The sequence below is a fragment of the Lentzea sp. NBRC 105346 genome, from assembly GCF_030269605.1.
Classification (GTDB): Bacteria; Actinomycetota; Actinomycetes; order Mycobacteriales; family Pseudonocardiaceae; genus Lentzea.
This window is the reverse complement of record NZ_BSTQ01000004.1, coordinates 359942-375331: the sequence shown is the minus strand read 5'-3', so window position 1 is coordinate 375331 and position 15390 is coordinate 359942. Positions and strand designations below refer to the sequence as shown.

10 protein-coding genes are annotated in these 15390 nt (G+C 68.1%); 8 read left to right on the top strand and 2 right to left on the bottom strand.

Annotation, left to right across the window (positions count from 1 at the left end; all coding sequences use genetic code 11):
- The first annotated feature begins 51 nt into the window (after positions 1-51).
- The 6 genes from QSK35_RS11580 (at position 52) to QSK35_RS11555 (ending at position 5624) form a co-directional block, all read left to right on the top strand.
- A complete protein-coding gene (locus tag QSK35_RS11580) occupies positions 52-858 on the top strand; it encodes a thioredoxin-like domain-containing protein (RefSeq protein ID WP_285745298.1) in 807 nt (268 codons plus the stop codon).
- Position 859: 1 nt separating this feature from the next.
- On the top strand, positions 860-1537 hold the full coding sequence (locus QSK35_RS11575) for a DUF305 domain-containing protein (RefSeq protein ID WP_285745110.1): 678 nt from the start codon (positions 860-862) through the stop codon (positions 1535-1537).
- Between the two features lie 101 nt (positions 1538-1638).
- Positions 1639-2040 carry a hypothetical protein gene (locus QSK35_RS11570; RefSeq protein ID WP_285745108.1) on the top strand — a complete coding sequence of 134 codons (402 nt, stop codon included), beginning with the start codon at positions 1639-1641 and terminating at the stop codon, positions 2038-2040.
- Positions 2041-2155: 115 nt separating this feature from the next.
- Positions 2156-4027, top strand: coding sequence for an acyl-CoA dehydrogenase family protein (locus QSK35_RS11565; protein ID WP_285745106.1), 1872 nt, complete (start codon positions 2156-2158; stop codon positions 4025-4027).
- A 90-nt stretch (positions 4028-4117) separates the two neighbouring features.
- Positions 4118-4294, top strand: coding sequence for a hypothetical protein (locus tag QSK35_RS11560; protein ID WP_285745104.1), 177 nt, complete (start codon positions 4118-4120; stop codon positions 4292-4294).
- Positions 4287-5624, top strand: a complete 1338-nt coding sequence (locus tag QSK35_RS11555; protein WP_285745102.1) for an RNA polymerase sigma factor — start codon at positions 4287-4289, stop codon at positions 5622-5624. The genes QSK35_RS11560 and QSK35_RS11555 overlap by 8 nt, the downstream gene beginning before the upstream one ends.
- 221 nt (positions 5625-5845) lie before the next feature.
- On the opposite strand, the gene QSK35_RS11550 is transcribed toward QSK35_RS11555, so the two are convergent.
- Positions 5846-6979, bottom strand: coding sequence for an ROK family transcriptional regulator (locus tag QSK35_RS11550; RefSeq protein ID WP_502881643.1), 1134 nt, complete (start codon positions 6977-6979; stop codon positions 5846-5848).
- A gap of 267 nt (positions 6980-7246) precedes the next feature.
- On the opposite strand from QSK35_RS11550, the gene QSK35_RS11545 reads away from it, so the two are divergent.
- Both QSK35_RS11545 and QSK35_RS11540 read left to right on the top strand, forming a co-directional pair.
- On the top strand, positions 7247-11398 hold the full coding sequence (locus tag QSK35_RS11545) for a GH92 family glycosyl hydrolase (RefSeq protein ID WP_285745098.1): 4152 nt from the start codon (positions 7247-7249) through the stop codon (positions 11396-11398).
- 185 nt (positions 11399-11583) lie between these two features.
- Positions 11584-14484, top strand: coding sequence for a S8 family serine peptidase (locus tag QSK35_RS11540; protein ID WP_285745096.1), 2901 nt, complete (start codon positions 11584-11586; stop codon positions 14482-14484).
- 4 nt (positions 14485-14488) lie between these two features.
- On the opposite strand, the gene QSK35_RS11535 is transcribed toward QSK35_RS11540, so the two are convergent.
- The gene (locus QSK35_RS11535) at positions 14489-15388 is read right to left on the bottom strand and encodes a cation diffusion facilitator family transporter (RefSeq protein WP_285745094.1); all 900 of its coding nucleotides are present in this window, start codon (positions 15386-15388) and stop codon (positions 14489-14491) included.
- Between the last annotated feature and the right edge of the window lie 2 nt (positions 15389-15390).

Here is a 15390-nt window from a genome sequence, read left to right as displayed (position 1 = left end):
ACCGGGTCCCTAAACTGGCGCCGATTGACCCGGACGACATCTGAGGCGGACATGACCAGCGGCAAGAAGACGAAGGCCACACGCAACAGCGTGGCGGCCGCGCGTTCCTCGGTGGTGGCGGCCAAGCCCAAGCCGTGGGGCACGATCATCGCGGTGATCGCCGTCCTGGCGCTCGCCGGCGGTGTGTTCGGCTACGCGTACTCGAAGATCCACGCGAACAACGAGCGCGAGGCCGCGCTGGCCAAGTGGAAGCCGTCCGAGGAGAACAAGGACCCGTCCAAGCAGATCCCCGGCATCCAGATCCAGGACCCGGCCTACCCGGCGGGCAAGCACGTCCCGGCCGAGAAGCGCGTCGCGTACGACAAGTGGCCGCCGGATGGCGGCCCGCACGACGCGACGTGGGCCGACTGCACCGGTGTCGTCTATGAGAAAGCCGTCCGCACGGAGAACATGGTCCACGGCCTGGAGCACGGTGCCGTCTGGATCGCGTACAACCCGGACCAGATCAAGGACGAGGCCCTGAACAAGCTGAAGTCCAAGGCGGAGGGACAGCAGTTCACGATGCTGTCGCCGTTCCCAGGCCTGGACAAGCCGATCTCGCTGCAGTCGTGGAGCCACCAGCTCAAGTTGGACTCGGCCGACGACGAACGCATCGACCAGTTCATCAGCTCGCTGCGCCGCAACCAGTACACCTACCCCGAGGTCGGCTCGCCGTGCGACAACTCGGCGTTCCTGGAGAACCCGGCCCCATTCGTCGCCGACAAGCCCGGTGCCGATGCCGAGCCCATGACCGGCGGCACGACCGACCCGTCGGAGGCCCCGACCCCGCCGACTGCCTCGACCCCGCCCAGCAGCTGACATGAGCACTCCCGAATCGACGTCCGGGCGGGGCAATCTCGCCCGGACGTTGGTCGTCTCGGTGGCGGTTGTGGCTGTTCTGCTGCTCGGCGCCGCGGTCGGCCTCCTGATCAAGATCCCGAACTCCGAGCCGTCGTACCCGGCGGCAGACTCGGTCGACGTCGGGTTCTGCCAGGACATGTCGTCGCACCACCTGCAGGCCGTCCAGATGGCCAACATCGCCCGCGACAAGTCGACCGATCCGGCCGTCAAGGGACTCGCCTTCGACATCGCCTCGACCCAGCTGGAGCAGACCGGCCGGATGAAGGGCTGGCTGATGCTGTGGAGCCAGCCGGAGCAGTCCAACACCGGCGAGCACATGAAGTGGATGGCCGGGAGCACCGGGCACGCGCACTCGACCGGACCGTCGGAGGGCAGCGCGGTGACGCTGATGCCCGGCATGGCCACCAGCACCGAGCTCGCCAAGCTGCGCTCGCTGACGGGCAAGGACCTCGATGTCTACTTCCTGCAACTCATGCTTCGCCACCACCTGGGCGGCGCGCCGATGGCCGAGTACGCACGGCAGCACGCCGGTCAGCACGTCGTCCAGACGCTCGCGGACAACATGATCAAGTCGCAGGGCCATGAGGTCGACGTGATGAAGACGATGCTCACGGAGCGTGGCGCTCAGCCGTTGTGAGAGTAAGACAACAAACTTCCCGATTCCGCGAACAGGCCTCTGTTTGGTCGCTAACATTCCCCGCATGACGGCAGGGGGCCGTCCATTTCTGGGGAGTTTCAATGATCAAGCGACTCGGCTTGACCTTTGCCGCCCTGCTGGCGGCACTGGGTATGACCATGTCCTTCGCACCGGCGGCGATGGCCAGTAACGGTGGCTCCAACGGCTGCACCTTCATCCACATCGAGTACGACGGCACGAACCACAACGGTTCGCGTTACGTGAAGTGGGTCGAGGTCAGCAACATCAACAGCCGGTGCAGCTACTACGGCCACCACCAGATCCGCGATGAGTGGACCGGGAACAGCTGGAACGGTGGAACCGGGCAGCCCGCGCCCACCTTCAGGATCGATGTCTGGGCATTGAAGGGCATCAACGTGCAGTCGTACTGTGGCCGCGGCTGGCAGAACAACGGCGGCGGCAACTTCACGTTGCGCGGGGCGCCCTGCGCCACGGTGGTCTGACGCTCATCCGAGCAGCCCGACGAACGCCCGCGACTCTTCGGAGTCGCGGGCGTTCGGTCTGTTGGCGGCTACCCGCCGGTAGTAACGTGGATCACAGCTACCGGGAGGTAACCCCATGACTGTCGACGAGCGCGCGGCCAGGCAGGTCGCCGAACAGGCCCGTGAGACCAAGTGGAAGCACCCGAGCTTCGGCAAGGAGCTGTTCCTGGGCCACTTTCGCCTGGACCTCATCCATCCGCACCCCGAGGGCGACGAGACCACCAGGCAAACCGGCGAGGCGTACCTCGAGAAACTCCGCAAGTTCTGCGAGTCCGAGATCGACGGCGCCAAGATCGAGAAAGAGTCGCTGATCCCCGACGACGTGCTGAAGGGCCTGAAGAAGCTCGGCGCCTTCGGCATGAAGATCAAGCAGGAGTACGGCGGCGTCGGTCTCAGCCAGGTCTACTACAACAAGGCGCTCATGCTGGTCGGCAGCGCCTGCCCGTCGCTCGGCGCGATGCTGAGCGCGCACCAGTCGATCGGCGTCCCGCAGCCGATCGCGATGTTCGGCACGCCGGAGCAGAAGCAGGAGTTCCTCCCGAGGTGCGCGGCCGGCGAGATCACGGCGTTCCTGCTCACCGAACCGGACGTCGGCAGCGACCCGGCCCGCCTGGGCACAACCGCCGTCGAAGAGGGCGACGAGTACGTCCTCAACGGCGTCAAGCTGTGGACGACCAACGGCGTCGTCGCAGACCTCCTCGTGGTCATGGCACAGGTGCCCGGCAAGGGCATCAGCGCGTTCGTCGTCGAAGGCGACAGCGAGGGCATCACGGTCGAGAACCGCAACGCCTTCATGGGCCTCAAGGGCATCGAAAACGGCGTGACGAGGTTCCACAACGTCCGCGTGCCCAAGAAGAACCTCATCGGCCGCGAGGGGCAGGGGCTCAAGATCGCCCTCAGCACGCTCAACACGGGCCGGCTCAGCCTCCCGGCACTGTGCGCGGGCAGCGCGAAGTGGTGCCTCAGGATCGCCCGCGAGTGGTCCAACGCCCGCGTGCAGTGGGGACTGCCGGTCGGCAAGCACGAGGCGATCAGCGGGAAGATCGCGTTCATCGCGGCGACGGCCTTCGCGCTCGAGGCCGTGCTCGACCTGTCCAGCGAGCTCGCGGACGCGGGCAAGCACGACATCCGCATCGAGGCCGCGCTCGCCAAGCTCTACGCCAGCGAGATGGCCTGGCTCGTCGCGGACGAGCTGGTACAGATCCGCGGCGGCCGCGGGTACGAGACGGCCGAGTCGCAGGCGGCCCGCGGCGAGAAGGGCGTGCCCGCCGAGCAGGTGCTGCGCGACCTGCGCATCAACCGGATCTTCGAGGGTTCGACCGAGATCATGCACCTGCTGATCGCGCGCGAGGCGGTCGACGCGCACCTCAGCGTCGCCGGCGACATCATCGACCCGGACAAGGGCCGCGGCGACAAGGCCAAGGCGTTCGCCAGGGCCGGCGGGTTCTACGCCAAGTGGTTCCCCACGCTCGTCGTCGGCAAGGGCCAGGTGCCCGCCGCGTACGGGGAGTTCAAGCAGCTCGCCACGCACCTGCGTTACGTCGAACGCGCCAGCCGCAAGCTCGCCCGCAACACCTTCTACGCCATGTCGCGCTGGCAGGGAAAGATGGAGCGCAAGCAGCGCTTCCTCGCCCGCATCGTCGACATCGGCGCCGAGCTGTTCGCGATGAGCGCGACGTGCGTCCGTGCCGCGCGCATGGACGACTCGGCCAGGGAGCTCGCGGACTTCTTCTGCGCGCAGGCCCGCGTGCGGGTGGACGAGATGTTCGAACGGCTGTGGACGAACACCGACGACACCGACAGCAAGCTGGCCAAGCAGGTCCTCGACGGCCGGTACACGTGGCTGGAGGAAGGCGTCCTCGACTGTTCGACGCCGGGCCCGTGGATCGCCGACTCGGCGCATCGCGCGACCGAGGTCGAGAACGTGCACCGGCCGACGCCGCGATAGCCCGGAAATTTCTGGGGACCTGACCGGATATCGGGTCCCGATCCACACACCTCCTCACGACCCGCACTCGCGGGACGTGAGGAGGTTGCTGTGTCTGGAGTTGTGCTGGCCGGACTGCGGGTGGCCGTGCTGTGCGGGCTCGTGGTGTTGACGACCCTGGTGCTGGGCGACGGGGTTTCGCGGGATCTCGTGCTGCTGTTGGGCCAACTGGCGGTCGAGGCGCTGCTGGTGACGACCGAGCACTCCACCGGGAGTGCCGATGACTGAGTGGTCGAACGCCGGCAGCGAGGAGCTGGCCCGCGCCGTGCTGGCCAAGGACCGCACGGCCTGGGTCGAGCTGTACCTGTTGTGGACGCCGCGAATCCACGGGTTCTTCGCGGCCCGTCTGTCCGGCGATCCCGCATCCGTCGACGACCTCACCCAGGAGACGATGCTCGGCGCGTGGCAGTCGCTCGAGCTGCTGAAGAAGCCGCCGCGGCGGTTCCGGCCGTGGCTCTTCCGGATCGCGCGCAACAAGCTCTACGCGTACGTCCAACGCCGGGTCGCCGACCGCGAGCACGTCACGTTGGGCCTGGACGACGAGGTCTTCCGCGCGAACGACTTCTCCGTCGGCGCGCTGCGGGCGGCCGAGATGCGGGCGGACTGGGACTGGTTCGTCGCACTGCTCGGCGACGCCATCGACAGCATGCCCGTCAAGTACCGCAAGGTCCTGCGCACCCACCTCGCCACGGGAGCCACCGGCAAGGACCTCGCGGGCCTGCTCGGCCTCACCGCGCGGGAGGCCTCGAGGTGGCGCTCCGAAGGCCATCCGCAGCTCTACGACACGGTCGCGGTGACCATGATGGCCCGCGGCAGGTCCGGCCGGCCGTGCCGCGGTTTCCGCAAGATGCTCGCCGAGGCGCACTGGCAGAGCGGGCCGCTCGGCGAGTCGCTCGCGCGCACCCTGATCAACCACGTCGACCAGTGCAAGCGCTGCCAGGAGCACCGCGAGCGGCTGAAGAAGACGCTGGAGCTGCTGCCGGTCTTCTTCGCGATCCTCGTCCCGGCGGAGGTCTACGCCCGGATCAAGGAGGACACCGACCCGGACGACAAGCGCCGACCGACCATCGACCCGGCGCTGGTCGCGGCCATGCAGGCGCCGATCTACACCAAGGCGGGCAGCGGCGTCGCCGACTTCCTCGGCAAGGTGGCGATGTTCGTCCTGGCCGTGACGTTGATCAGCAAGTTCGCACCGGGCGTGCTGGAGCGGTTCAAGATCGGCCAGAGCAGGTCGCCGGTCGGCTTGCACCTCTGGGTGACGCCCGGCAGCGGCCACACCATCGCCGTCGCTCCGGCGGGCATGAGCTGCCGGGCCGTCACCGCGTCCGACAACTGCCTGGTGCCGGTGTCCACGGGCACGCGTGTGACGCTCACGGTGCAGGTACCGGCACCGGGCACGGACCCGTTCGGGCCGGTCAGATGGCTGGGCTGCCCGACCGGAGTGATCAACGTCGGTCAGCCGTGCACGTTCACGGTCACCGCGAGCACCTCGGTCTGCGTGGTGCGCGGGAGCTCGACCTGGACCGCGGCGGAATGCCGCAGATGGGCCGGTGGGTGATCGCTTAGGTGTTGCCCTGAGCAGGTGTGTTGCGGGCGCGGCGCCTGCTCAGGGCTACGGTCGGAAGGGGGCTACGTCCCCCGCATCCCCCTCCCGACTCCCCTTTGCAACGGAAGGACACAACACCCTCCAGGTGGAGGTGTGGTAACGCTAAGCCACTCACGCCCGTTCACAGTTACGACAATTGAGTGAATTACCAGGTCAGGGGCATTCGACTACTCTCAGAGAGTAACTGCGCCCCGTCGATGGAAAACGAGCTCACGCGCCGATTCCAGCCCGACCGCGATGGCCCCCGTCAGCACCGCGCCGTCACCGAGCTCGCCGGGCACGATCCGCGGCACCAACGGTGTCGTCCGGCGCAGCACGGCCTCCATCGGCTCACGCATCAGATCGACGTTGCCGCCGATCCCGCCGCCGAGCACGACCAGCTCCGGGTCCACCACGGCCGTCACCGCCGCGACGAGGAACGCCAGCCGCGCGGCCTCCTCCCCCACCGCCGCCAACGCGCGCGAGTCGCCCTCCCGCGCGAGGTCGAACACCTCCCGCGCGGACCGGGCGGGCACCCCGTGCAACTGGGCCAGCGACACCACGGACTCCGCCGCGGCCGCGTCCTCGAACTGTCCGCGTTGGACATCCTCAGTGGACTGTCCGAACGGGAGGTAACTGATCTCGCCCGCCGCGCCGTTCGCGCCGCGGAACAGCTCGCCGTTCACCACGATGCCCATGCCGACGCCCGTGCCGACCGTGATGCACACGGCCACGCGCGCGTCGCGCGCCGCACCCGAGGCGTACTCACCTATGGCCGCGAGGTTCGCGTCGTTCTCCACGACCAGTCCCGTGCCCAGCGCCGCCTCCAGGTCGCCGAGCAGGCCGGTCCGCTCCCAGCCGGGCAGGTTCGGCGCGTGGTGCACGGTGCGGCCGCGCGGCACGCCGGGCGTTCCGACGACCTTGACGACCACGTCCGCCAGCGTGAGCCCCGCGTCGGACACGGTGCGCCCCACCAGTTCCGACACCAACCGGACCAACGCGCCCGCGCTGCGGCACCGGTTGCGCTCGTCCACCCGCGCCACCACCGCACCCGCCAGATCGGCGACCGCGGCACGGATCCGTTGCCGCCCGATGTCGATGCCGAGCACGTAGCCGGCCGACGGGTCCGGCTCGTAGACCACGGCTGACCGGCCCGGACCCGCGGAGGTGCGGCCGATGGGCCGGACGAGGCCGTCGCGTTCGAGGTCGACGAGCGCCTGACCGACGGTCGGTTTCGACAGGCCCGTGTCCTTCGCGATCTGCGGCCGGGTGGCCGCACCGAGCACGCGCAAGCGGTCGAGCACGGCACGCTGGTTGAGCGCGCGCATTCCGGCGGGTGTGCCTACCTCTGGCGGCTTGCGGTCGGTCACCCGAAGAGTCTAGATCGAGAAACCTCCAAGTCCGCTTGGAGCAGCGAATAGACAGGTTCGGAGACAACTTTGTCCGCCTATCTTGACAACGATGTCACGTCCCGGATTGTCTGTCGCGCGAATGGGGGCTGGGTAGGCGGCGGAAGGCGTGCAATGAGGCACTACTCGATAAAAAGACGAACGGCGCTGGTCAGCGCTGCGATCGCTGCGACACTGGTGTGCGGGATGAGCAACAACGGCCTCGCGGCCGCCGCACCGGAGGAGTCGGGCGTGAGTTTTTCGTCGTCCTTTGAGGACGGTCAACCACAGCCCGCGTGGGCGAACACGGTGGAGACCGACTCGGCGGGCAACCGCAAGACGTCCGGTGTGACGGGGGCGGACTCGTCCGGCCTCCCCGGCAGCGTGATGGACAAGGTCAACGCGGTCCAGGCCAACTCGGAGAACGAGGAGGCGGGCGAGGTCGCGGACAACCTCACCGACGGCAGCGCCAACACGAAGTGGCTGACGTTCAGCACGACGGGGTGGGTGCGGTACGGGCTCCGCGAGGCGGTCACCGTCAAGAAGTACGCGCTGACGTCGGCCAACGACGTGCCCGAACGTGACCCCAAGGACTGGACGCTCCAGGGTTCCAACGACGGCACGGCGTGGACCACGATCGACACCCAGACCGGGCAGAGCTGGACCGAGCGCTTCCAGACCAAGATCTACGACATCGCCTCGCCGCAGTCGTTCCTCTACTACAAGCTCGACATCACGGCGAACCACGGCACCGACATCGTGCAGCTCGCCGACTGGCTGCTCTCGGACGGCTCGACCACGGTCCCGCCGCCGAACATGCGCAGCGTCGTGGGCTCGGGCCCGACCGGCGGCTACGCGTCGAAGGCCCGCGCGGGCTGGACGGGTCTGCACTCGTTCCGCTTCCAGGGCACGCACACCGCCGAGGGCCGGGCGTACTCGTACAACAAGGTCTTCGACGTCGACATCGCGGTGGCGCCCACCACCGAACTGTCGTACCTGATCTTCCCGGACCACGTCCAGGACAACCTGAACTACCCGAGCACGTACTCGTCGGTGGACCTCGCGTTCTCCGACGGCACGTACCTGAGCGACCTCAAGGCCGTCGACCAGTACGGCGCGGTGCTGTCGCCGCAGGGCCAGGGCGCGGGCAAGTTCCTGTACACCGACCAGTGGAACAAGATCGTCTCGACGATCGGCGCGGTGGCCGCGGGCAAGACGATCAAGCGCATCCTCGTGGCGTACGACGGCCCCAAGGGCCCGACGGCGTTCGGCGGCTGGGTCGACGACATCTCGATCACGGCCAACCCGCCGCGCAACGTCTACGCGAAGCCGTCGGACTACGTGCTCACCACGCGTGGCACGAACTCCAACGGTGGTTTCTCGCGCGGCAACAACTTCCCGGCGACCGCGGTGCCGCACGGCTTCAACTTCTGGGCCCCGATGACCAACGCGGGCTCGATCAGCTGGCTGTACGAGTACCAGCAGCGCAACAACGCGCAGAACCTGCCGACGCTGCAAGCGTTCACCGCGAGCCACGAGCCCAGCCCGTGGATGGGTGACCGGCAGACGTTCCAGGTGTTCCCGACGAACGCGGCGCCGACCGCGGACCGTGCGGCGCGCGCGCTGGCGTTCCGGCACGACAACGAGATCGCGCGGGCGCACTACTACAGCGTCAAGTTCGAGAACGGCATGCGCACGGAGATCGCGCCGACGGACCACGCCGCGATCCTGCGGTTCGCGTTCACCGGCGACCAGCAGAACCTGATCTTCGACAACGTGAACAACAACGGTGGTCTGACGCTCGACCAGGCCAACGGTGTCGTCACCGGCTTCACCGACGTGAAGAGCGGTCTGTCGACCGGCGCGACGCGCCTGTTCGTCTACGGCGTCGTGGACAAGCCGGTCACGGGCAGCGGCAAGCTGACCGGCGCCGGCCGCGACAACACCGCGGGCTACTTCAAGTTCGCGGACAAGACGGTCAACCTGCGCATCGCCACGTCGCTGCTCAGCGTCGACCAGGCGAAGGCCAACCTGCAGCAGGAGATCGGCGCGAACGAGCCGCTCGAGTCGGTGCGGGACAAGGCGCAGGCCGCGTGGGACAAGACTCTCGGCATCATCGAGGTCGAGGGCGCGTCCGAGCAGCAGCTGATCACGTTGTACTCCAACATGTATCGGCTGTACCTGTACCCGAACTCGGGCTACGAGAACGTCGGCGGCACGAACAAGTACGCGTCCCCGGTGTCCCCGGCGACGGGCTCGAACACCCCGACGCAGACCGGCGCGAAGATCGTCGACGGCAAGATCTTCGTCAACAACGGGTTCTGGGACACCTACCGCACGACCTGGCCCGCGTACAGCCTCTTCACCCCGTCCAAGGCGGGCGAGATGGCCGACGGGTTCGTCCAGCAGTACAAGGACGGCGGCTGGATCTCGCGGTGGTCCTCGCCGGGCTACGCGAACCTGATGACCGGCACGAGCTCGGACGTCGCGTTCGCCGACGCCTACCTCAAGGGCGTCACGAACTTCGACGCCAAGGCGGCCTACGACGCCGCGGTGCGCAACGCCTCGGTGGCGCCGCCGAACGCGCAGGTCGGCCGCAAGGGCCTGGACACGTCGATCTTCAACGGCTACACCTCCACCGCCACCGGTGAGGGCATGTCGTGGGCGATCGACGGCTACATCAACGACTTCGGCATCGCGAACATGGCGAAGGCGTTGTACGACAAGACCGGCGAGAAGCGGTACCTGGAGGAGCACGAGTACTTCCTCAACCGCGCGCAGAACTACGTCAACATCTTCGACTCGCGGGTCGGCTTCTTCCAGGGCCGCAAGCCGGACGGGTCGTGGCGCGCGGAGCCCGACAAGTACCAGCCGCTCGACTGGGGTGGCGACTACACCGAGACGAACGCGTGGAACATGGCGTTCTCGGTGCCGCAGGACGGCAACGGTCTCGCGAACCTCTACGGCGGCCGTGACAAGCTGGCGCAGAAGCTCGACACGTTCTGGTCGACGCCGGAGACCGCGAAGTACCCCGGTTCGTACGGCGGCACGATCCACGAGATGCTCGAGGCGCGGGACGTGCGGATGGGCCAGTACGGCCACAGCAACCAGCCGTCGCACCACATCGCGTACATGTACAACTACGTGGGCCAGCCGTCCAAGACGCAGGCCAAGGTGCGGGAGATCCTGTCGCGGCTCTACATCGGCAGCGAGATCGGCCAGGGCTACGCCGGTGACGAGGACAACGGCGAGATGTCCGCGTGGTACCTGTTCAGCGCGCTGGGCTTCTACCCGCTGCAGATGGGCAAGCCGGCCTACGCGATCGGCTCGCCGCTGTTCACCAAGGCGACCGTTCGTTTGGAGAACGGCAAGAAGCTCGTCATCAACGCGCCGAAGAACAGCCGGTCGAACATCTACGTCCAGTCCGTGAAGGTCAACGGCCAGGCGTACAACAAGACCTGGCTGCCGCACGACGTGCTGGCGAACGGTGCCACGATCGACTTCGACATGGGCTCCTCGCCCTCGTCGTGGGGTACGTCTCCGGACGCCGCTCCGGAGTCGATCACCAAGGGCACCGAGGTGGCCAGGCCGCTGCGGGACATCTCGGCCGGTGTGGCGCACAAGGCGTTGGTGGACAACAACTCCGGCACCTCGGCGGTCGTTCGCGCGGTCGACGTGAAGCTCCCCGATTCCAAGGAGAAGGCGGAGTTCTACACGCTGACCTCGGCCAAGGAGGGTGCGCTCCCGTCGTCGTGGACCCTGAAGGCGTCCTACGACAACAAGACGTGGACCACTGTGGACAGCCGTTCTGGTGAACAGTTCCAGTGGCGGCCGTACACGCGCTCGTTCAAGATCGCGTCGCCGGGCCGGTACCAGTACTACAAGCTGGAGTTCTCCGGTGACGTGGCGCTGGCCGAGTTCGAGCTGCTGGCCAAGCCGAACCCGGCGTGCACCACGACGATCACGGCCAACACCGGTTCGCTCTCGGTGTCCGGCGTGACGTGCGTGGAGGGCGCGACGATCGGCGGTCCGGTGACCGTGCAGAAGGGCGCGACGCTGCTGTTCTTCGGCGGCGAGATCAAGGGCCCGCTGTCGGCGTCCGACGCCGCGTCCGTGGTGCTGGTCGGGACCCGCGTCGGCGGCCCGGTGTCGATCGACGGCGGGACGACCGAGGTCGCCCTGGAGAACGCCTCCGTGGCCGGTCCCGTCAGCCTGACCAACAACAAGACCCGCACGGTCGTGGCTCAGACGTCCGTCGGCGGACCGCTCTCCTGCACGGGCAACAGCCCGGAGCCGGTGAACAACGGTCTCGCCAACGACGTGAAGGGCCCCAAGGCGGGCCAGTGCACCAACCTGTAGCCCGATAGCGAACCACCGTTAAGGCCACCTTCACTGCGTTCAGCGCAGTGAAGGTGGCCTTAACGGCACTTACCAGGGGGATTCCCTTGCGCAAGCTCCTCTTACCTTTGTTATTGCTTCTAACTGTCGTTACACCGGCTCACGCTTCGGAAGAGCCGTCACAGTCTTCAGAGACCCTCACGCTGGTGACGGGAGACGTTCTCACCGTGATGAGGGGCCCGGACGGGAAGCCGGCCGGTCTGGTCGGGGAACCATCGGGTGGGTGGATCCAGGAGACCGTCGGTGACGACGTCTACGTGGTGCCGAACAAGGCGGCCGGTCTGGTCAACTCCGGGCGCGTCGACCGGGAGCTCTTCAACGTCACGCGCCTCGTCGCCGAGGGGCACCTGCGGTCGACGCCGGTGATCGTGACCGGTGGCGTCGGGACCATGTCGGTCAAGCGGTCGTTGCCGAGCATCGGCGCGTCGGTCATCGATGTCACCCAGCAGGCCGATTTCTGGCGCGACGTCGAGTCGTTCGACAAGATCTGGCTCAACGGCATGGCGAAGCCGGCGCTGGACCGCAGCGTCGCGCAGATCGGCGGCCCGGTGCCCGGTTACAGCGGGCAAGGCGCGACCGTCGCCGTGCTGGACACGGGCATCAAGGCCGACCACCCCGACCTCGCCGGGAAGGTGCTGGAGGCCAAGGACTTCACCGGTACGTCGCCGAACGACGAGCACGGTCACGGCACGCACGTCGCCGGCATCATCGCGTCCAACGGCGCCCCCTACCGCGGGGTGGCACCGGACGCGACGTTGTTGAGCGGCAAGGTCTGCACGGCGTCCGGCTGCCCGTTCGACGCGATCATCGCGGGCATGGAGTGGGCCGCGTCGAAGGCGCGCGTGGTCAACATGTCGCTGGGCAACGACGCGCCGAGTGACGGCACGGATCCGTTGTCGCAGGCCGTGAACAAGCTCAGCGCGCAGACCGGCGCGTTGTTCGTGGTCGCCGCGGGCAACAGCGGTCCGGGCAAGCTGGGCACCCCCGCGGCCGCCGATGCGGCGCTGACCGTGGGCGCGGTGGACCGCAACGACGTCGTCGCCTCGTTCTCCAGCACCGGTCCCCGGCTCGGCGACAGTGCCGTGAAGCCGGACCTGGCCGCGCCGGGTGTCGGCATCGTGTCGGCCGGGCTGGCGGGCGGCCACGTCGGGATGTCCGGCACGTCGATGGCGACGCCGCACGTGGCCGGCGCGGCCGCTCTGCTGGCCGCCGCGCACCCGTCGTGGCGTGGCGAGGATCTAAAGGCCGCGCTGACCAGCTCCACGGCCGTGATCGCCGGTGACCCGTTCACGCGCGGCACCGGCCGGGTGGACCTGCGCAAGGCTGTCGGGTCGCCGGTGCGGGCCACCGGCGTGGTGAACTTCGGCTACTTCGCCGGGCCGTACGGGTCCGTGCCGCCGATCAGCAAAAAGGTGTTGTACAGCAACGATTCCGCTGCGCCGGTTCGGCTGGACCTCGCGTGGAACGGCTCGTCGGCGGTCACCGTCTCGCCCGCTTCGGTGGAGGTTCCCGCGGGTGGATCGGCCTCCGTGACGGTCACTCTCGATGTGAACCAGGGCGAGCTCGGCCGGTTCACCGGCGAGCTCGTCGCGGGCGGGTTGCGCACGGTCGTGGCGTTCCACAAGGACCGCACGTACGGCGTTACTGTGAAGGCGATCGACCGCAACGGTAACCCCGGTCGGGCGAACGTCATCCTGGCGAACGCTGCGGGTGCTTCGGCCCGGTTGTCGTTGCAGGGCAACGGCCAGGTGCGGGTGCGCGAGCTCGGCGAGTACACGCTGGCCGGTTTCGTGTCCACTATGGATGGTGCCGAGGTCGAGCAGACCGCGGTTCCGTTGCCGGCGTTGCAGGTCACCGGCGAGACCGAGGTGGTGCTCGACGCCCGGCTCGGCAAACCGGTGTCGTGGACCGTGCCGCACCGGGTGAAGCCGGCGGCGCTGCAGTTCGGCATGCATCGCGGGAAGCTGACCGTGCTGAGCGGCGTGACGCCCACGGCCCGCATGTCCGTGGTGCCGGTCGACGGTCCGGCGGACTTCGAGCTCACGACGCGCGCGTGGCTGGTCGGCGAGCACACCGACTACCACCTCGTCGTCCCGTCACACGGCCAGGTTCCCCGCTACAGCCGGTCCCAGCTGGCGTCGGTCCGGACGTCGTTCCACGCGACCCGGCCGAACCAGACCGGTTCGTACGCGGCCACCGCACGCCGGCCGTACGACGTGTCGTCGCTGATCCCGCGCGTGGACGTGCCGTTCCCGCGCAGCGTCACCAAGTACGTGCTCGCCGGCGACACGACCTACGGCCAGTTCGTGTGGGGCCGCTTCCCGTTCGAGTCGACCGTGCTCCGGATGCGCACGTACGCACCGCGCGAGCGCGCGGCGGAGGACTGGTTCCGCGGGCCGCTCATGCCGGGCAGCACCGAGGTGCACTACCCGATGTACCGGGAGAAGGACCAGTTCCTGCTGAACTTCTCCGAGTTCACCGACTCGTTCTCCGGCCACGCACTGGAGGCGACCGCGCTCGACAAGGCCGTGCGCGTGTACCGCGACGACGCCCTCGTCTGGCAGGGCACGAACGCGCGCGGGATCTTCAACGGCGTCGCCGGGCCGGATCCGGCGGTGTACCGGGTGGAGATGGATGTCCGCAAGGGTGCGCAGGACTGGAACGTTTCAACCGAAAGCCGTTCGGTGTGGACGTTCCGGTCGCAGCGATCACCTGAACGGGCCTACCTCCCGGTGTTGATCAACCGGTGGGATCTGAACCTGGACGGGAACAACACCGCGCCGGGCGGCCTGCCGTTCGTCCTGAAGCTCTCACCGGCGACGCAATACGGCGCACCGCTGGTGCCCATCAAGGAGGTCAGTGTGGGGGTGTCGTTCGACCGGGGCCGGACGTGGCGGCCGGTGCCGCACCTGTTGCACAGCGGTGATTCCTACCGCGGCATGGTGTTCCACCCGCGCAGCGGTTCGGTGGCGTTGCGCGTGCAGGTGACCGACGTCCAGGGCAACTCGCTGGACCAGACCGTGTACGACGCGTACCGGTTGCGCTGATCGATCACCAGGAGAGCTCGCGGCACCGTTCCGCGGTGTCGCCGGCCTCGACCTGGAGCGTGGCGTGCTCGATGCCGTACTTATCGTGCAACAGATCCTGTGCGGCTTCGAGCACTTCAGCGTGCACCGCGGGCTTGCGGATCGTGAGGTGCGCCGTGGCCACCTCCATGCCGCTGGTGAGCGTCCACACGTGCACGTCGTGCACCTCGACGACGCCCTTGAGTCCGGCGAGCGCGCTCTGCACCTCGCGCACGTCGATCCGCTCGGGCGCGTGCTGGAACAGGATGTGCAGCGCGTTCTTCGCGAGCTTCCACGTGCGCGGCAACACGAACAGGCCGATCGCGACACCGATGATCGGGTCCGCGTACCGCCAGCCGAAGATCAGCGTCACCGCGCCGCTGACGAGCACGCCCACCGACCCGATGAGGTCGGCCAGCACCTCGAGGTACGCGCCTTTGACGTTGATGCTCTCCTCGGCACCTTTTCGCAGTATTGCGAAAGAGATGATGTTGGCCACCAGACCGAGGCTCGCAGCGATGAGCACAGGAAGTCCAGGCACCTCCGGCGGGTTCGCGAACCGCCCGATGGCTTCGTAGACGACGTACCCGGCCACGCCGAAGAGCAGCACGGCGTTGGCAAGCGCCGCCAGCACCTCCGCGCGGTAGAGCCCGAACGTCCGGTTGCGGCCGGCCTTGGTGCGCCTGGCCACCATGATCGCCGCCAGCGCCATGCCGATGCCGAGCACGTCCGTGAGCATGTGTGCGGCGTCCGAGATCAGGGCCAGCGACTTGGTCGCGAACCCGACCGTGAACTCCACGACCATGAAGACCGCGCCGATCCCGAACGCGATCCAGAGCTTGCTCACGTGCTGACCCGCGCCGGAGTGGCTGTGTCCGTGACCCACGG

Bases quoted from the DNA above. Each gene is read 5' to 3' on its own strand.
- QSK35_RS11580 (WP_285745298.1), top strand. From the start codon at position 52: ATGACCAGCGGCAAGAAGACGAAGGCCACACGCAACAGCGTGGCGGCC.
- QSK35_RS11575 (WP_285745110.1), top strand. From the start codon at position 860: ATGAGCACTCCCGAATCGACGTCCGGGCGGGGCAATCTCGCCCGGACG.
- QSK35_RS11570 (WP_285745108.1), top strand. From the start codon at position 1,639: ATGATCAAGCGACTCGGCTTGACCTTTGCCGCCCTGCTGGCGGCACTG.
- QSK35_RS11565 (WP_285745106.1), top strand. From the start codon at position 2,156: ATGACTGTCGACGAGCGCGCGGCCAGGCAGGTCGCCGAACAGGCCCGT.
- QSK35_RS11555 (WP_285745102.1), top strand. From the start codon at position 4,287: ATGACTGAGTGGTCGAACGCCGGCAGCGAGGAGCTGGCCCGCGCCGTG.
- QSK35_RS11550 (WP_502881643.1), bottom strand. From the start codon at position 6,979: ATGCGCGCGCTCAACCAGCGTGCCGTGCTCGACCGCTTGCGCGTGCTC.
- QSK35_RS11545 (WP_285745098.1), top strand. From the start codon at position 7,247: ATGAGCAACAACGGCCTCGCGGCCGCCGCACCGGAGGAGTCGGGCGTG.